General features: G+C 70.6%; 17 protein-coding genes and 1 pseudogene. 12 read left to right on the forward strand and 6 right to left on the reverse strand.

Features of this window, described 5'->3' with window-relative positions; genetic code table 11:
* Positions 1–95: 95 nt before the first annotated feature.
* Entirely contained in the window at positions 96–1,142 is a 1,047-nt protein-coding gene (locus P696_RS0117345) for a helix-turn-helix transcriptional regulator (protein ID WP_051467788.1), read from the reverse strand.
* Between the two features lie 201 nt (positions 1,143–1,343).
* Between P696_RS0117345 and P696_RS0117350 the strand changes: the two genes are divergently transcribed.
* Positions 1,344–1,853, forward strand: coding sequence for an RICIN domain-containing protein (locus P696_RS0117350; RefSeq protein WP_084337659.1), 510 nt, complete (start codon positions 1,344–1,346; stop codon positions 1,851–1,853).
* Positions 1,854–2,085: 232 nt separating this feature from the next.
* Here P696_RS0117350 and P696_RS46235 read toward each other — a convergent pair whose 3' ends face one another.
* Positions 2,086–3,027, reverse strand: a complete 942-nt coding sequence (locus P696_RS46235) for a hypothetical protein (RefSeq protein ID WP_034485346.1) — start codon at positions 3,025–3,027, stop codon at positions 2,086–2,088.
* A gap of 278 nt (positions 3,028–3,305) precedes the next feature.
* On the opposite strand from P696_RS46235, the gene P696_RS0117360 reads away from it, so the two are divergent.
* The 3 genes and pseudogenes from P696_RS0117360 to P696_RS59310 all read left to right on the forward strand — a co-directional run.
* Positions 3,306–3,848: a hypothetical protein gene (locus P696_RS0117360; protein ID WP_034485350.1), complete on the forward strand. Its 543-nt coding sequence runs from the start codon at positions 3,306–3,308 to the stop codon at positions 3,846–3,848.
* A 182-nt stretch (positions 3,849–4,030) separates the two neighbouring features.
* The gene (locus P696_RS0117365) at positions 4,031–4,516 is read left to right on the forward strand and encodes a hypothetical protein (RefSeq protein ID WP_026413320.1); all 486 of its coding nucleotides are present in this window, start codon (positions 4,031–4,033) and stop codon (positions 4,514–4,516) included.
* Between the two features lie 126 nt (positions 4,517–4,642).
* Positions 4,643–5,008, forward strand: a pseudogene (locus P696_RS59310) (DUF3995 domain-containing protein); the annotation flags it as partial.
* Here P696_RS59310 and P696_RS55965 read toward each other — a convergent pair.
* From P696_RS55965 to P696_RS0117385, 3 genes are all read right to left on the reverse strand, one after another.
* Positions 4,956–5,462 (reverse strand): hypothetical protein, encoded by a 507-nt coding sequence (locus P696_RS55965; protein WP_157429749.1) that lies wholly within the window; start codon positions 5,460–5,462, stop codon positions 4,956–4,958. The pseudogene P696_RS59310 and the gene P696_RS55965 sit on opposite strands and share 53 nt — an antisense overlap.
* Before the next feature lie 590 nt (positions 5,463–6,052).
* A complete protein-coding gene (locus tag P696_RS0117380) occupies positions 6,053–7,198 on the reverse strand; it encodes an acyl-CoA dehydrogenase family protein (RefSeq protein WP_034485353.1) in 1,146 nt (381 codons plus the stop codon).
* A gap of 55 nt (positions 7,199–7,253) precedes the next feature.
* Positions 7,254–8,285 (reverse strand): hypothetical protein, encoded by a 1,032-nt coding sequence (locus P696_RS0117385; protein WP_026413323.1) that lies wholly within the window; start codon positions 8,283–8,285, stop codon positions 7,254–7,256.
* Positions 8,286–8,417: 132 nt separating this feature from the next.
* Here P696_RS0117385 and P696_RS46245 point away from each other — a divergent pair, with 132 nt between their 5' ends.
* Positions 8,418–9,041: a GNAT family N-acetyltransferase gene (locus tag P696_RS46245; RefSeq protein ID WP_051467791.1), complete on the forward strand. Its 624-nt coding sequence runs from the start codon at positions 8,418–8,420 to the stop codon at positions 9,039–9,041.
* A gap of 140 nt (positions 9,042–9,181) precedes the next feature.
* On the opposite strand, the gene P696_RS0117395 is transcribed toward P696_RS46245, so the two are convergent.
* Positions 9,182–9,379 (reverse strand): hypothetical protein, encoded by a 198-nt coding sequence (locus tag P696_RS0117395; RefSeq protein WP_026413324.1) that lies wholly within the window; start codon positions 9,377–9,379, stop codon positions 9,182–9,184.
* Positions 9,380–9,556: 177 nt separating this feature from the next.
* Between P696_RS0117395 and P696_RS0117400 the strand changes: the two genes are divergently transcribed.
* The 7 genes from P696_RS0117400 (at position 9,557) to P696_RS46255 (ending at position 14,993) form a co-directional block, all read left to right on the forward strand.
* Positions 9,557–10,027, forward strand: coding sequence for a MarR family winged helix-turn-helix transcriptional regulator (locus tag P696_RS0117400; RefSeq protein ID WP_245627701.1), 471 nt, complete (start codon positions 9,557–9,559; stop codon positions 10,025–10,027).
* Between the two features lie 368 nt (positions 10,028–10,395).
* Positions 10,396–10,938: a TlpA disulfide reductase family protein gene (locus tag P696_RS0117405; RefSeq protein WP_026413326.1), complete on the forward strand. Its 543-nt coding sequence runs from the start codon at positions 10,396–10,398 to the stop codon at positions 10,936–10,938.
* 197 nt (positions 10,939–11,135) lie between these two features.
* On the forward strand, positions 11,136–11,339 hold the full coding sequence (locus P696_RS0117415; protein ID WP_026413327.1) for a hypothetical protein: 204 nt from the start codon (positions 11,136–11,138) through the stop codon (positions 11,337–11,339).
* 169 nt (positions 11,340–11,508) lie between these two features.
* A complete protein-coding gene (locus P696_RS0117420) occupies positions 11,509–12,051 on the forward strand; it encodes a MauE/DoxX family redox-associated membrane protein (protein ID WP_157429750.1) in 543 nt (180 codons plus the stop codon).
* 34 nt (positions 12,052–12,085) lie between these two features.
* Complete coding sequence (locus P696_RS52570) at positions 12,086–12,682, forward strand: TlpA family protein disulfide reductase (RefSeq protein WP_026413329.1); 597 nt, start codon at positions 12,086–12,088, stop codon at positions 12,680–12,682.
* Positions 12,679–14,544, forward strand: coding sequence for an ATP-binding cassette domain-containing protein (locus P696_RS0117430; protein ID WP_026413330.1), 1,866 nt, complete (start codon positions 12,679–12,681; stop codon positions 14,542–14,544). Before P696_RS52570 ends, P696_RS0117430 begins: the two co-directional genes overlap by 4 nt.
* Positions 14,541–14,993 carry a S26 family signal peptidase gene (locus P696_RS46255; protein ID WP_051467792.1) on the forward strand — a complete coding sequence of 151 codons (453 nt, stop codon included), beginning with the start codon at positions 14,541–14,543 and terminating at the stop codon, positions 14,991–14,993. The genes P696_RS0117430 and P696_RS46255 overlap by 4 nt, the downstream gene beginning before the upstream one ends.
* The last annotated feature ends 139 nt before the right edge of the window (positions 14,994–15,132 follow it).

Here is a 15,132-nt window from a genome sequence, read left to right on the forward strand (position 1 = left end):
AGTCCGCCGTAGTTGTGCCCGCTTGCCTCCCAGCCCTGGGCGACGACGACGTCCACGCCGTCCCGGCAAAGCCTCGGGGAGTTCGAGCGCGGCCCTCAGCCGAGGAGTCTGGCGATGAGCTCGTCGCGGGCGGACACGCCGATCTTGCGGTAGATCGACTTGAAGTGGTCGTTGACGGTGTGGGGCGAGATCTTCAGGCGCCGGGCGATCTGTTTGGTGGCCTGCCCCTCAAGGACGTGGTCGACGACCGCGCGTTCCTTGGGGGTCAGGCCGTGCCAGAGCGCCATCGCCGGTAGCAGTTCGGTTCCGGTGGCCGGTTGGATCGTCACGGCCACCGCGCTGCTTCCCTCGCCGCTCATGGGCTGGGCGCGCAGGACGATCCATCCGCGCCGGGTGGGGATGCGGGTGAGCGCGCCCGTGTCCGGGCGGCGCGCGGCCTGGGTGAGGTGCCAGACGGTGCTTTCCATCGGCAGGTGCGGCGCGGCGAGTTCACGGGCGGGCACGGTCTCCAGCTCGCCGATCCACGCGCGCGCCGACGGTGTGGCCGCCACGACCGTCTCATCGGCTCCGACGACGAGCACACCCGGTGGCTGGTCGAGCCTGCTGGGCTCCGGCGGCGCGCCCGTCGCATAGCGCCTCATCGCGGCGACGACGTCCCGGCCGAGCCGCTGGGCTCTGGCCGCTTCGGCCCTTGAGAACGGCCGGGCTCCCCGGGAGCGGAGCAGCACCAGTCCGCCCCAGACGGTTCCCGCGTCGACCAGCGCGACACGCAGTTCGCTACCGACACCCTGGTCGGCCATCACCGCGCGCATCGCGGCGTTGCGGCGCAGGCCAGGGGCGTCGGTGTTGAGGACGCCCACCCGGCACGGCCCCTCCGTCAGCCGTTCGAAGGGGAAGGGATGGTCGCCGTCCAGGCGGTCGCCCAGGGTCAGCCGGCGGGCCGCCGCCGGGCTGTAGCCGTGCTCTCGTGCCAGGAAGCACCCAACGCCGGTGACCGGGTCCACCGCGGCGAGCATGTACCCCTCGTGCGGTATCACGCGTCCGATCCACCGTGAGATCACACCGCCCAGTTCCGTGGCGGAGCCGACCTCCGTCGCGGCCCCGATCAGCGCGACACCGGACGCGCACTCTCTCGTGCTCACGCGACCAGTATCAGCCACGTAACGCTGTCCTGTGGGCACATGCCGCTATCACCCCCTGCCCGTGCCTGAGGCTTCGCGGTCGTGACAACCCCCAAGATCCGGGGATACCCGCGCGCCCGCTGCTCGGGGAGCGTTGAGGGCGACAGGGCGGATCACCGCCGGTTCGGCGGATGACCCCCAAGGAAGGGAAGGGAGAGCACGATGCGCAGATTCACGAGGGTGGTGTTGCTGCCGACCGTCGTCATGCTCGGCGGGCTGTGGGCGGTCTCGTCGGCTTCGGCGGCGTCCTCGGCTCGTCCGGCGTCCCAGCGGCTCGACGAGGGGGTCCTCATCAAGCCGCTGGCGGCCAGCGGTCAGTGTCTCGAAGTCGCCGACGCCAACACCGGCAACGGCGCCCTGGTCACCTTGTGGCCCTGCCGTGGCACCGCCAACCAGCGGTGGATCTTCGACGCCAGGGGCAGGATCAAGAGCGGTCTCCCCGGCGAGAAGTGCCTCGACGTCCGGGCCGGGAACGGCGGCAACGGGGCCGCCATCAACCTCTACGACTGCAACAGCGCGAGCGGGCAGCAGTGGCACGTCGCCGGAAACAGGCTGATCAGCGGGGTCAACAACCACTGCCTCACCGCCGTCGCCGCCAACTACGCCGGCGGGGGCGCCATCGTGAACTGGGAGTGCGTCGCCAAGGACGAACAGGACTGGAGACTGTCCTGACCAACGACGCCCAGGCAGGTCCGGCGCGACCCGAGGCGAACCGCCCAGCGATGGCGAGCGGCTCGTCTCGGGCCGTCCCTCAAGTGCTGGACCGAATACTCCCGCTCCCGCGGCCTTCGGTCGAGGGGACTGACGGCGGCGGGTGGGGACTGCTCGTGAGCATGATCGAGCGGCGCGGGCGCACCGGCGCGGGAGCCGGGGTCCGCGGTTTCCGCGGCGGCCGTGGACGTGGTCAGACCCAGGGGGCGAGGGGGTACCAGAACTTCTCGAAGACGGACGGGAGGCGGACGTCCCAGTAGAGGAGGAGGAAGACGCCCGCGGCGATGTAGCCGACCGTGGTGATCGCGCCGGCCCTGCGGTGCGTGGCGGTCAGCCACCGGCTGACACGGCCGCCGGTCAGCAGGGCGATCGCGATCAGGAGCACCGCCATGATGGCGATGTTGCCGATGGACTGCAGGACGAACGCGGCCGCGCCGTACAGCGGGTTGTGGCTCTCGGCGGCGTCCCGGAACAGCTGCCGGAACAGGGGGAAGGGCCGTCCGATCAGGAATCCTCCGATGAGGGCGCCCATGACGACCAGCTGCGCACCGGGGAAGCGCGCCTCCAGCGGCCCCAGCGGGTCCTTGATCACGCCGGCCGAGGCGAGACCGAGCACGACCATGATCAACCCGATCACGCCGAAGACGATCATCGCCTGGACCAGTCGCGGCGGGATCCCGGAGCCGCCGGCCGCCGCCGCCCGGAACTGGGGCATGTCGGTGCCGACGACCCCGACGACGGCCCCGTACAGCGCGGAGACCGGGATCATTCCGGCCGCGAGCAGGGCGAGCGGCCGGAACGTCCCGCGGACCCGGTCGCCCGCCGTCGCCCCTCCCTCGGCCATGGTCGGGGTGAGCGCGCTGAACGCGGCGACGTTGCAGGCGGTGAAGGTGCCCGCCACCCCAGAGACCAGGGCGAACAGGACGCCGGTGGCCATCCCGGTGATGGGCGTCGCCTTCGCGTCGTGGCCGAGCAGGGTGTTGGCGACGTTGTCGCCGATGGTCTGATCGACGAACTCCGCGGACCAGATCACCGTCAGCGCGAACCCGATCAGGGCGCCGAGCGCGATGACCAGGATCCGTTGCCGTGGCGTTTCCGTCGGGGGAGCAGGCAAGTTCTTAGCAAGCTGGGCCATGACGTCACTCCTGACCTCGAGCGATGATTGCCGCCGTCAGGCTGACACCGCCACCCACCCCACTCTTCTTCCAAAATGCGGTTTGCCCCGCCTGCCCAGAAAAGCGCACTTCACAAGTTGCGACCAAGAACGGCCACCACCACACGGCTCCTTCCGGCTGGCGCGAGGGCGCGGCAGCGGTACACCCGGACGCCCCGAGGCCGAGCAGCAGGACGAACGCGACGCCCTCCACCGAGTTTCCAGCGGCACGGCTCCCGGTGATCGCTTAATCTTCCGGGGTGGCGGACGTACCTGACGACCTCGCATTGCCCACTGCCCTGGCCGAGGTGGCCGAGGTCGGCTTCGAGTGGGAGTACGACGAGGAGACCGACGAGGCCAGCGGTTGTGACTTCGAGCTGTACGACCAGTTCGAGGAGCCCGACCGGACGGCGTGGTGGTTCCGCCTGTGGACCGGCAACCAAGAGGTCGACGGCGGCGAGTTCCGCTTTTTCGGCACGACCGGGGCGGGTGACTACACCGGCTTCTGGCTCGTACGACCCGATGCGCCGATCACCGACCAGCCCGTCGTCTACATCGGTTCCGAGGGCGAGCGTGGTGTGATCGCCGGCGATCTCGGCGACCTCCTCTGGCTGTTCGCCGCCGGTCTGGGCCCCGCCGAAGCCTTCACGGACCCCGACTCCGCCACGATGCCGAACGATGCCTTCCATGCGGTCGCCGAGCGCCACGCACCCGGGCGCAGCCGGGCCCCCACCCAGATCGTGACCGCCGCACGAGCGGAGTTCCCGCATTTCTCAGATCTCATCGACGCGATGTGTCGCTGAGCGAGATTCACGCGCCCCCGACATACCGGCCCGCTCCACTCAGAACGCTGGCGCTCAAGACGAAGCCCGGAGCGCTGCGTGGCCGCCGCACGTCCGCCGCCCCAGCACGGCAGCGCCGGGAACCCCGCACGGTGCGGTTCGTTGAACAAGCGGTCACCCTGCACATGGTCGGAGAGGGATGAATGCGCCGCATTCTGGACGCGATAGTGCTCAGTGCCGTCGGCCAGGTCAACCGTCTGATGTTCGGGCTCACCCGTGGCAGGGTGGTGCTCTGCCGGTCCACAGGCGTGCCGGGGGTCCTGCTGAAGATCTCGACCCCCGTTGAGCCTCTCGGAACCATGGTGAGCCCCGGCTGTCTCCCCCTGAGCGATGATCTCCTTCTCGTCCTGGCCCGCCCGGGTGGGGTGACTGAACTGTCGGCGTTGCTGGAGGCGAGCACGGCCGTGGAAGCCGCGCCAGGGCCCGACGAAACCACCGTCGCCGCCGACCTCTGCGACCTGATCGGCCCTGCTGAGCAGGCGGGTGTATTGAAGCAGGCGATGAGAGGGACACGCATGCAGGAACGGGACGAGGTCAGGCGTCTACGACTGACACCGGTCGCGCTGCTGCGCCTCCGCCGGCCATTCCCGGCAGCCGAACGTTCTGGACACGCCATCAGCGTCGTGTGAGCTCGTGGATCTTTCACCCGTATGGGGGACCTGGTCGCCCCTTGTGGGGGGATGTTCGCCGGGCGTGCCGCGACAGGCTTGTCCCCATGAGCGACATGATCGTCACGGGCGGCCCGAAGTGGACGCCGCTATCCGCAGCGGCTGATGGCAGCGGGCGCCTGGGGCACCACCGGGCTGCTGCTCGTCCACGCGGTGCCGTCCGCGCCTGACTGGATCTCACTGGCGCTGGGACAGCGCTCGATCAGCGACCTCGGCGACATGGACCGCTTCGCGACCCTGCTGTACGAACCCTTCTTCCTCACCGGCGGCCTGCTGACCATCCTCGGCCACCGCAGGTGCGGCAAAGCGATTGCGCGGGCCGCTCCGGCGCGCGGGACGTGGCCCAGCCTGCGGGAGACCGCCCGGGCGCGGCCTGGCCGCGCCCGGGACTTAGGGAGGATCAGCCGTAGGCCTGGGCCCAGTACTCGATGGTCTGGGTGTGCTTACCGATGATGAACTGTGCGCCGTACACGCTGGACCCGGCGTTCCTGATGCTGAGGACGAGGTACTGGCCGTCGCAGCGGCGGCTGCCGCTCTTGATGTTGTGCCACCCCGTCCACTTGGACCTGTACTGGAAGATCACGTTCATCTTGATGCGGTTGCCGCCCCAGCAGCGGGCCTTGACCTGCATGATCCGAGAGCCCCGGCGGCGCCAGTCCTGGTCCCAGCTGAAGTACACCCTCTTCGAGGCGTGCTTGAGGTTGTACCAGTGGGCGCGCTTGGCCGCCGACTGCGCGGACGTCGCCGTGTGCGCGGTCGCCTGCGGAGTCGTCGGCCGGGCCGGGGCCGCGTTGGCGGGTGCGGCGGCCAGGGTGAGGGTCGCGGCGGTCGCCGCGATCCCTGTCGTCGCGATCTGGGCCGCGCGGGACTTCTGGATTCGGGGCCTGGGCGAGTGGGTGCTGTGCATGGTCACTCCTGTCGCTTCCTCTGCTGTCAGGTGGCGGTCGGACGCTGGTTGCGCCTGCCGTCCGTGACGAGCTTGGGCAGTCCCCTCGGCCGTCCGGAAGGGGTCGGGACGAGCCCGGGAATCATCGGGACGGCACCGCACTGACCTGCCGTAACGCGTCCGAAAGCGGGACTTGGCGGGACGCGGGATCACGCACACCCGCGAATGCCGCCGTGGTCCGGGCACAGGGGCGAGGGACGACGCGGGCGTCTCGGGCAGAGGAGACGGGGGCACGTTCCGCTACATGACGGCTCGGGCACGTTCGGGAGCGGACTGCCTTGTGCGCGCCTGTCGGACGTACGAGCAGGATCGCCTGAGAGCCCCTGCGAGCTGCATTTCCGGAGTTTCCGGAGTGCCCTTACGTGCGCGTGCGCGAGAGAGCAGTGACGGCCCCTGCCGTTGGGGTCCGGCCTCGTGAGCTCGCGACGTCATGACGCCGTGATCCCTCGCGGTGGTCGGCACCTCTCACTAGGTTTTCTTCAGTTTCTTCATGAAGGCACGCGCGTGTGTGGGCGAGAGGTTTCCTGGGGTGTGAAGGTGCGGGGCGGGGGTTATAGGCCTAGGCGTTTGGCGGCTATTTCGTTCATGATTTCGGTGGTGCCGCCGCCGATGCCGAGGATGCGGATGTCGCGGTAGTGGCGTTCGACCTCGGACTCGCGGAGGTAGCCCATGCCGCCGTGGAGTTGGACGGCCTCGTTGACGACGTACTCGCATGCCTGGACGGCGGTGTTCTTGGCGAAGGCCATTTCGGTGAACACGTCCTCGCCCGCCACGTAGCGCTCGGCGACGTGGCGTGTGTAGACGCGGGCGACGTCCACCTGCCGCGCCATTTCGGCAACCTTGTGCCGGACGAGTTGCCGCGACGACAGTGGACGTCCGAACGTCTCGCGGTCACGCACCCAGCGCATCGTGAGGTCGAGGCATCGTTGCGCGTGGGCGTTCGCCTGGACGGCGAGCGAGAGCCGCTCGGCCACGAAGTTCTGCACGATCTGGACGAATCCGCTGTTCTCCGGGCCGACGAGGTTCGCCACCGGTACGTGCACGTCCGTGAACGACAGCTCGGCCGTGTCGGAGCAGAGCCAGCCCATCTTGCGGAGCGACCGCGAGACGGCGAACCCGGGCGTTCCCTTCTCGATGACCAGCAGCGAGATGCCGCCGAACCCCGGGCCGCCCGTCCGCACGGCCGTGGTCACGAAGTCCGCCCGGACACCGGACGTGATGTACAGCTTGGACCCGTTCACGACGTAGGAGTCGCCGTCCCGGACGGCCGTCGTCCGCAGTCCCGCGACGTCCGACCCGGCGTCCGGCTCGGTGACGCCCAGCGCGCCGATCATCTCGCCCGCCAGCGTCGGCGCGGCGAACCGTCCGATCAGGTCCCGGTCGCCGGACGCCACGATGTGCGGAAGCGCGATCCCGTGCGTGAACAGCGAGGCCACCAGCCCGCCCGATCCGCCCGCCTGGATCATCTCCTCGGCCACGATCAGCGCGTCGACGACCGATCCGCCCTGCCCGCCGGCGTCCTCGGGGAACCCGACGCCCAGCAGCCCCGCCCCGGCGGCCTTCCGGTGCAGCGACCGCGGCAGCTCCCCGGCCTCCTCCCATCCGTCCAGGTGGGGGAGGACCTCGCGCTCGGTGAAGTCCCGCACCATCTTCCGCAGGGCCGTCCGCTCGGGAGTGCTCCACACGTCGTCCGCCACGGCCGCCCTCCAGGTCGATGACCGAATCAGATTCGGAACCTAACACGACGTCCGGTCAGGAGGCACCTGCCGGTTCGAGCAGCCACGTCCCGCCCGCCCGCACCTGGTAGTAGCCGGGGCCCGGCCAGCGGAACTCCAGGTCTACGTCCCCGTCGCCGGACGCGACGCGCGTCCAGAAGGCCAGGTCGTCGTCCAGGGCCTCCAGGGCGACCGGTCCGTTCCCACGATGCCGCAACCTCCAGCCTTCCGCCGCGCCCTCGAAGCGGATGACGTCGGACCCGTCTCCCCGCATCCCGTCGTCGCCCACGATGGGAACGGCGTGTGCTGACTCGGCGTCGGCCGTCCACTTGATTTCGTCGCCGTCGGGGAAGGCCACGGTGAATTTCAGGGTTCGGCGCTTGCCCGGAGCGGGAACGCGGGCGATGACCGGATCGACGCCGCCGCCGAGCGGATAGAAGCGCGAGCTGCGCCCGACCTTGTCCTCGAACCGCACCTCGACCCGCGTGGCCTGGTCGGTGCGGACGACCAGCACCGACGGGCGCTCCCGCGGCAGTTCGACCTGGTGGGACGTCGTCCCTCGGCCTGGCCTTTCGGACGTCAACGCCTCCCGCACACGGCGCGACATGAGCGGCTCTCGACCTTCCCGGACCTGAACGGCGTCGGCGGCGCACGCCGCGACCATTCGCCCGCTCCTGGACGGCGGCCAGCGAACACGGGTGGTCCCCGGTCCGTGCCGGGCGTCGAAGAAGCACAGTGGTAGTTGCTCTGGCAGCGGCCGTCCGGCGAGTCGCGCGTCGAGCCGATCGAGGGCCAGCCGTCCGCCGTCCAGTGCTCGCAGGACCCCGTCCTCGTCCGGAGCGCCGCTGTCGTCCCTGCTGTTCAGTGCCTTGGTGGCCTCGTCATACGCGTCCAGCGCCCTGCCCAGCTCGCGCCGGGTCGAGGGGTCGGTGTCGGGGGTGAAGGGGTGGGCCCGCAGAGCCTCCCCGAACGCGACGACCCGCGCCTCGAGTTCCCTGGCCTCGGTGCCGTCCGCGCCGTCACGCGCGCCAGGCCCGTGCCCCCGGCGCTTGAAGACCTTTCCCCACATGAGGCACATCCTGCCGCAGGACGCACCGGGAGTTCTCAGCCGATGGAGACCATCTCGCCGCCGGGCGTCGCGTCCGGGGCCGTAACCTCTGAGCGGCTCGGGGGGCGAATCGGATCCACGAAGGAACGAAGCATGAGGATTTCCGTCCTCCGGCGGCGCGGTCCGGCCTGCGCCGAGGGTCGGCACACGCTGGAGTCGGCGCGGCTGTTGCTGCGCACGCCGACGGTGTTCGAGGCACAGGTCGCGTCCGCTGCGGGGAGCGACGCGGAGGCGCAGCGCTGGCTCGGCTGGGAGGCGCGGCACGTCGCGCCGGACGTGGTGCGACGTCGTCTCGCGGGCACCCGGGCCCGGCGTGGACGGCCGTCCGGTGCGGTCCATCCCGCGCTGTCCATGTGCCTGGTCGCGATCGACCTGCGGCAACGCGCTTATGTGGGGATGGCCAGCGTCACGTCCGTCGATGCGCGCACGTGCGAGGTCGGCGGCTACCTCGGACCGGAGTACCGGGGGCACGGGCTGGGCGCGGAACTGTTCGCCGGTGTCCTTCGGCTGGCGCACGAGCACCTGGGGTACGCGGAGGTCAGGGCGGGCACCGAGACCGGCAACCTCGCGTGCGCGGTGTCGCTGGAGCGCGCGGGATTCGCGGCGGCCACGGGCTCGGACGTCCACCACCTTCCGGACGGCCGCATCGTCCCCGCCGCCTGGTACGCGAGCACCGTCGCGGGCCCGACGACCTGCGCGGCGACGGGACGCACCTGAAGGCGGGCGGGGGTGCCGATTCGAAGGTCAGTGCCGGGTCGGCCGCGTGCGGGAGGACGGGGGCCGGCGTCGCGCGTCGGGATGGCGGATCCGAGGTGCGACGCCGGCGCGGGGGACCGCCCCGTGGGCAGGGCGGGGGCTCAGAAGCCGAGGAAGAAGAAGATGACGCCGCCGACCACGTGCGCGATGACGGTGAGGATGCCGACGGCCCAGAACAGCTTCTTCGCGGTGGGATGGTCGAACTGCGAGCCCGCCTCGGCCGGCGCGGCGGAGCGCTTCAGCGCCTGGTTCTCCAGTTCGTCCAGGGACGGCAGGAAGGACGGTCGCTTGAGGGACATCCACTCTCCTCGGGGCGCTGGACGGCCGTCGGGGCGACGGTTCCGGCGGGACGGGCGGGACGGGCGGGGCGGACGCGTCCAGCGGACCCGGGCGGTCTCTGTTGACGCGCAAATCGTTGGTGTACAAAACATTGCAGTACTATCTTTGTACCCCACAAGAGCGCGTCTGGAGGAATCGTGGCCGGTGATCTGCGCGACATCCCCAACCCGTTGGCGTTGGAGAACCAGGTCTGCTTCGCCCTGGTGGTGGCCTCGCGGAGCGTCCTGGCGCACTACCGCCCGATCCTCGAGCCGATGGGCCTGACCCACCCGCAGTACCTGGTGATGCTGGCGCTCTGGGAGCACCGCCAGCTGTCGATCAAGAAGCTCAGCGCCCTGCTCCAGCTCGACCCCGGCACGCTGTCGCCGCTGCTCAAGCGCCTGGAGGCCGCCGGGCTCATCCGCCGCGCGCGGGACGTCCGCGACGAGCGCCTGCTGGCCGTCACGGTCACGCCCGCGGGCGAGGCCCTGCGGAAGGAGGCGGAGAACATCCCCGCCACGATCATGGAGCGCCTGGGCATGAGCCTGGACGAGCTCCAGGACCTCCACCGCACCCTCACCCGCGTCATCGCCGCCGCAGCGGAAGCCCCCACCCCCGGCACCACCTGATCCCACGACACCGTCGCGGCCAGGAGTTGGTCGGCCTCGGCCTCGGCGAGGCGGAGGACGGGGCGAGGAGGCCCGGGAAGCGCCGGCCCAGGGCCTCGGCGCGTGGCCGGACGCGGCGGTCGCGGCCGTCCACGGCCGCGCTGATCAGGCCCGCGGAAGCGTCGGCGGCCGAGCCTTCCGCCGGTTCCGCCGCGAGGACATCGTTCTGACCACGCCCGCGTTACAGCCCCCGGTCGTGAGGACGGTAAACGTCAATACCTCTGCGGATTTGCCATATCCACCATTGCGGCCGGACCGCTTTTGGGTGATCATGAACGAGTGGCTGCGGCCCACCGGTGCCTGTCCGGTTCTGGGGGAGGATCTCTGACATGGTTCTGGCTGTTGTCGGCTTGGTACTTGTCGGTGTTGTCGGTGTCCTGAACCTGGCCATTCTCCTGGTGGTCCTCCGCAAGTGGCGGGAAGGCGATGCGGCAGCCCTTCTCACAGATGCGTCCGGTATCCGTGTCAGGACGATCGACCGGATCCCGAATTTCTCGGCCCGGGCTCTGGACGGGACTCCGGTCACCGAGAGAGCCCTTCTCGGGAAAGAGGCCCTCGTCGGATTCTTCTCGCTCACCTGCAAGGCATGCCGCGACGCCGTTCCCCTCTTCGCGGACCACGCCGAACGGCTCCGCGCCACCGGCGGGACGTCCCTGGCGGTCGTCCACGGGATCGACGCGGCCGGCAGTGACCTCGTCGTCATGCTCCGCGACGCCATGGACATCGTGATCGCCGAGGACGAGAAGGCCGAGTTGTCGAGGAGGTACGGGGCCAAGCACTACCCGACCTACGCCTGGTACGACTCCAACGGCAGGGTGACCTCGGCGGGCGTGGGAGTCGCCGCCCTGCGCACTGAGATGGCCGTCCCCTAGCCGGTCACGAGTACCGAACCGCCCGGGGCGCCATCGAGGCGCCGAACACCCTGGCCACGAGTGACGTGCCGAACCCTGGGCGCGCTCGAGGAGCCGCCCCCCCATGCCTCGCCGGCCATGTCCGCCGTGATCGAACCCTGCTCGGCGTGCTCGGCCCGCGTGGAGGAACCCATCCACCCCTTCCAGAAGGAGGACCCATGCTGAAGAGCATGACCGAGCGTGTCACCCGCGCCATCGAGGTGCTGCTTCCCTCGACCGCCGCAGACGCCGGGTGCCCGCCGGACACATACCAGCAATACAAACTCATAGGCGGCGTCTGTTTCGTTCGCGTCTGCTCCTACAGGGGCGACTGCTCGGTCTACTGCGGCCCCTGGTACAGCACCAACAACAACAACTGCTGATGACGGACCGGCTCGCGTGACACTCGCTTGAAATCCGCGTGGCCGCCCCTCCGAGGACGGCCACGCGGACCCGGCGAAGACACCGGAAACCGGTTCGGAGGCCGTCCGAACCCGAGAATCCGGGCGAGGGCGGTCTAAGCTTTCGGCACCCTCTCATCCAGGAGCATCCGTGCTGTACGTATCGCTTGCCTGCCGCATCACGCTGGCCATGGTGATGACGCTCGCGGCGGTGGCCAAACTGCGTTCACCCGGTGATTTCGCCGATTCCCTGAAGAACTTCGACTTCATTCCGGTGTGGTCGCGCCGTCCACTGACCTGGCTCGTCCCCGCGGCCGAACTGCTCATCACGCTGCTGCTCGCCGTGCCCGCCACCGTCACGGTCGGCTTCGTCGCCGCCGCGCTGTTCTGCGTGGGCCTGACCGCGATCCCGACCGTGGTCGTGCTCCGCGGGACGCAGGTGAAATGCGCCTGCTTCGGCGCCAGTGAGGTGCCCATGAGCGGCTGGCACATCGCCCGCAACGCGGTGCTGCTGGCGGCGGCGGTCCTGGGCTCGATCGTGACGTTCTCCGTCGGCGGCGGCGTTCCCGGCGAGGTGGCCGGGATCGTGCTGGCCGTGGTCGCGGCGGGCCTGCTGACCGCTCTGACCGTCTTCGTCGACGATATCGCCGCGCTCTTCCAGACCCCGGTCGTGACCGGGGGCCGCGGCCGGTGAGCGGCCGGAACCTCCGGAGCCGGAAAGGACATCTGTGGACTTCCTCGTCGCCGGGCTCGTCCTGGTCACGGTGCTCACCGGGCTGAACCTCGTGCTGACCCTGGCCCTGGTGCGCCGCTGGCGCGCCCGCGGGAGCACCCCACCGGCGGACCATGACCACGACCACGGCCACGACGACGGCGGGGATGGCCGGGAGCCGGAGCTGGGCATCGCGCCCGGCGACCGGATGCCCGACTTCACCGCGACCACCCTGGACGGCACGACGGTCGGCGCGGACGAGCTGGCCGGCCGTCCAACGCTCGTCGCCTTCCTGTCGCTGGACTGCTCGACCTGCGACGAGAGCGTCCCGGCGCTCGCCGAGCGGGCACGCCTGGTCCAGAACGCGGGAGGTCGCGTCCTGGCGACGGTGGTCGGGGTCGACGCGTCCGACGGTGAGCTGACCTCGCGGCTCGTCGGAATCGCAGACCACATCGTCCCCGAGTTCCTCGACGCGCCCGTCGGGACGGCGTTCGGCGCGCGCCTCTACCCGGGGTTCGCCCACTACGGCCCCGACGGGGTCGTGACCGCCGCCGGCCTCAGCCCGCGGGAGCTGGACGAGACCGTGCCCTCGTCCCTGCCCTCGCTGCCGTGAGCGGCGCCGACGACAGGGCGGAGCCCCGCGTCTCGGTCGTCCGGGGGATGAGGGCGGCGTACGCGCTCGCCTGGCAGGCGAGCCCCGGAACGCTGCTCCTCCAGCTGGTCACGGCCATGGTCGGCGGCATGGCGCCGGTCGCCACCGCGTGGCTGACCAAGGTCGCGCTCGACGAGCTCACCGCGTTCCACCCCCGGATGGGGGCGCTGGCGTGGACGGCGTCCGGCATCGGCGTTCTCGGCATCGCCATGGCCTCATCGGCGGCCGTCACGACCTACGCGCAGGGACGCGCCAGGCGGGCCATCGGCCTGCTGTCCCAGGACCGTGTGTTCGCCGCGGTCAACCGCATGAACGGACTGGCCCGCCTGGAGGACCCGCGGTTCCACGACCGGCTGCGGCTGGCCCAGCAGTCCGCCGAGCACGCCCCGGACCAGCTCGTCCAGATGGGCCTGTCCACCCTGCAGGGAACGCTCGGCGTCATCGGCTTCGTCAGCACGCTGCTGATGATCAACCCGATCATGGCCGGTGCCGCCCTGGTGGCCGCCGTCCCCGCCCTGATCGCTCACCTGATGCTGAGCCGCCGTCGGGCCGGGCTGCTGTGGCAGACCAGCCCCGGCCTGCGGCGCAAGCTCTTCTACCAGATGCTGCTGAGCGATCTGCAGGCCGCCAAGGAGATCCGCCTGTTCGGGCTGGGCGGCTTCCTGCACGGCCGGATGCTCACCGAGCTGCGCGCCACCAACGACGCCGAGGACCGGCTCGAACGCGGCGTCGTCCGCGTCCAGGTTTTCCTCGCCGCGCTGGGGGCGCTGCTCGCCGCGGTCGGACTGGTGTGGGCCGTCCACGCCGCTGCCCAGAGGACGATCAGCATCGGCGACGTCTCGGTGTTCATCGGCGCCCTCGCCGGGCTTCAGGGTGGACTCAGCGTGCTCGTCCAGGGCATCGCGACCGGACACCAGTCCGCCCTGGTCTTCCACCACTACCTGACGGTGGTCGACGCCGAGGACGACCTGGCCCCGCCCGCATCCGGCGGTGAGGCCGCCCCGCTGACCGGCGGCATCGAACTCCGCGACGTGTGGTTCCGGTACAACGAGGACGCGCCGTGGGTGCTGCGCGGCCTGAACCTGACCATCCCGCACGGCACCAGCCTCGCCGTCGTCGGCCTCAACGGCGCGGGCAAGAGCACCCTCGTCAAACTCCTCTGCCGCTTCTACGACCCGCAGCGCGGCGCCGTCCTCTGGGACGGTGTCGACATCCGCGACATCCCGGTCGCGGAGTTCCGCCAACGCATCGGCGCGGTGTTCCAGGACTACATGGACTACGACCTCACCGCAGCCGAGAACATCGGCCTCGGCGACCTCACCGCCATCGACGACCTCGACCGGATCCGCACCTCCGCCGAACGCGCCGGCGTCGACGAGATCGTCGAACGCCTCCCGGCGGGATACGACACGCTCCTCAGCCGGGTCTTCCACGCGGGCGACGAGGAGGGCGACGCGCAGGTCAACGGCGTGCACCTCTCCGGCGGCCAGTGGCAGCGCCTCGCCCTGGCCCGCGGCCTGATGCGCCAGGGCCGCGACCTGATGATCCTGGACGAGCCCAGCTCCGGCCTCGACGCCATCGCCGAGACCGCCGTCCACGACCGGCTGCGTGAACTCCGCACCGGCTCCACCAGCATCCTGGTCTCCCACCGCCTCAGCGCCGTCCGCCGAGCCGATCACATCGTCGTCGTCCAGGACGGCCGGATCCTGGAAAGCGGCGACCACACCACCCTCATGGCAACCCCGGACGGCGCCTACGCCCGGCTCTTCACCAGCCAGGCCGAGGGCTACCAGGCGGACCCGACCCCGGTGGCCGCCGAATGACCGGGGCCCTGACCTGGGCCGCCGTTCCGGCCGTCCTCCTCGGCGCCGCGCTGGCCGCCCGGTCACTCCTCTCCGTGGTCACCGTCCGGGGCGGCAGCATGACCCCGACCCTGGACGACGGCGACGTCCTGCTCGTCCTGCGCCACCGGCGCCGCGCCCGACCTGGCCGGATCGTCGTCGTCCCACGCCCCGACCCCGTGACGGGCTGGACCGCCGCCCCGACCAGAACGGCCTGGTACGTCAAGCGGGTCATCGCCGCCCCCGGCGACCCCACACCGTCCTGGGTCGCGGGAGACCAACCCGACCGCGTCCCGCCGTCCATGCTCGCCCTCCGCGGCGACCACCCCCGCTCCGAAGACTCCAAGCAGTGGGGCCTCTGCCCAACGTCCCAGATGTACGGCGTCGTCCTCTTCCGCCTGAGAACAGCCTCCAGTGATCCCGCTCGTTGACCGGCGAAAGCCCCGGGTCTCCTCAAACCGGTATTCGGAAGGCAGCTTTCTCTCACGGGTGCGCGCCGTATCTCCCCACCGGTTGATCGGACGGCCGTGTGCGGCTTGAATGCGGGCGATCACTTGAGAAGAGGCGCGC

The sequence above is a fragment of the Actinomadura oligospora ATCC 43269 genome, assembly GCF_000518265.1.
GTDB lineage: Bacteria > Actinomycetota > Actinomycetes > Streptosporangiales > Streptosporangiaceae > Spirillospora > Spirillospora oligospora.

What these genes read in the sequence shown, in the direction of transcription:
- P696_RS0117350 (WP_084337659.1), top strand. Translation starts at nt 1,344, where the DNA reads ATGCGCAGATTCACGAGGGTGGTGTTGCTGCCGACCGTCGTCATGCTC.
- P696_RS46235 (WP_034485346.1), bottom strand. Translation starts at nt 3,027, where the DNA reads ATGGCCCAGCTTGCTAAGAACTTGCCTGCTCCCCCGACGGAAACGCCA.
- P696_RS0117365 (WP_026413320.1), top strand. Translation starts at nt 4,031, where the DNA reads ATGCGCCGCATTCTGGACGCGATAGTGCTCAGTGCCGTCGGCCAGGTC.
- P696_RS55965 (WP_157429749.1), bottom strand. Translation starts at nt 5,462, where the DNA reads ATGCACAGCACCCACTCGCCCAGGCCCCGAATCCAGAAGTCCCGCGCG.
- P696_RS0117385 (WP_026413323.1), bottom strand. Translation starts at nt 8,285, where the DNA reads ATGTGGGGAAAGGTCTTCAAGCGCCGGGGGCACGGGCCTGGCGCGCGT.
- P696_RS46245 (WP_051467791.1), top strand. Translation starts at nt 8,418, where the DNA reads ATGAGGATTTCCGTCCTCCGGCGGCGCGGTCCGGCCTGCGCCGAGGGT.
- P696_RS0117395 (WP_026413324.1), bottom strand. Translation starts at nt 9,379, where the DNA reads ATGTCCCTCAAGCGACCGTCCTTCCTGCCGTCCCTGGACGAACTGGAG.
- P696_RS0117405 (WP_026413326.1), top strand. Translation starts at nt 10,396, where the DNA reads ATGGTTCTGGCTGTTGTCGGCTTGGTACTTGTCGGTGTTGTCGGTGTC.
- P696_RS0117415 (WP_026413327.1), top strand. Translation starts at nt 11,136, where the DNA reads ATGCTGAAGAGCATGACCGAGCGTGTCACCCGCGCCATCGAGGTGCTG.
- P696_RS46255 (WP_051467792.1), top strand. Translation starts at nt 14,541, where the DNA reads ATGACCGGGGCCCTGACCTGGGCCGCCGTTCCGGCCGTCCTCCTCGGC.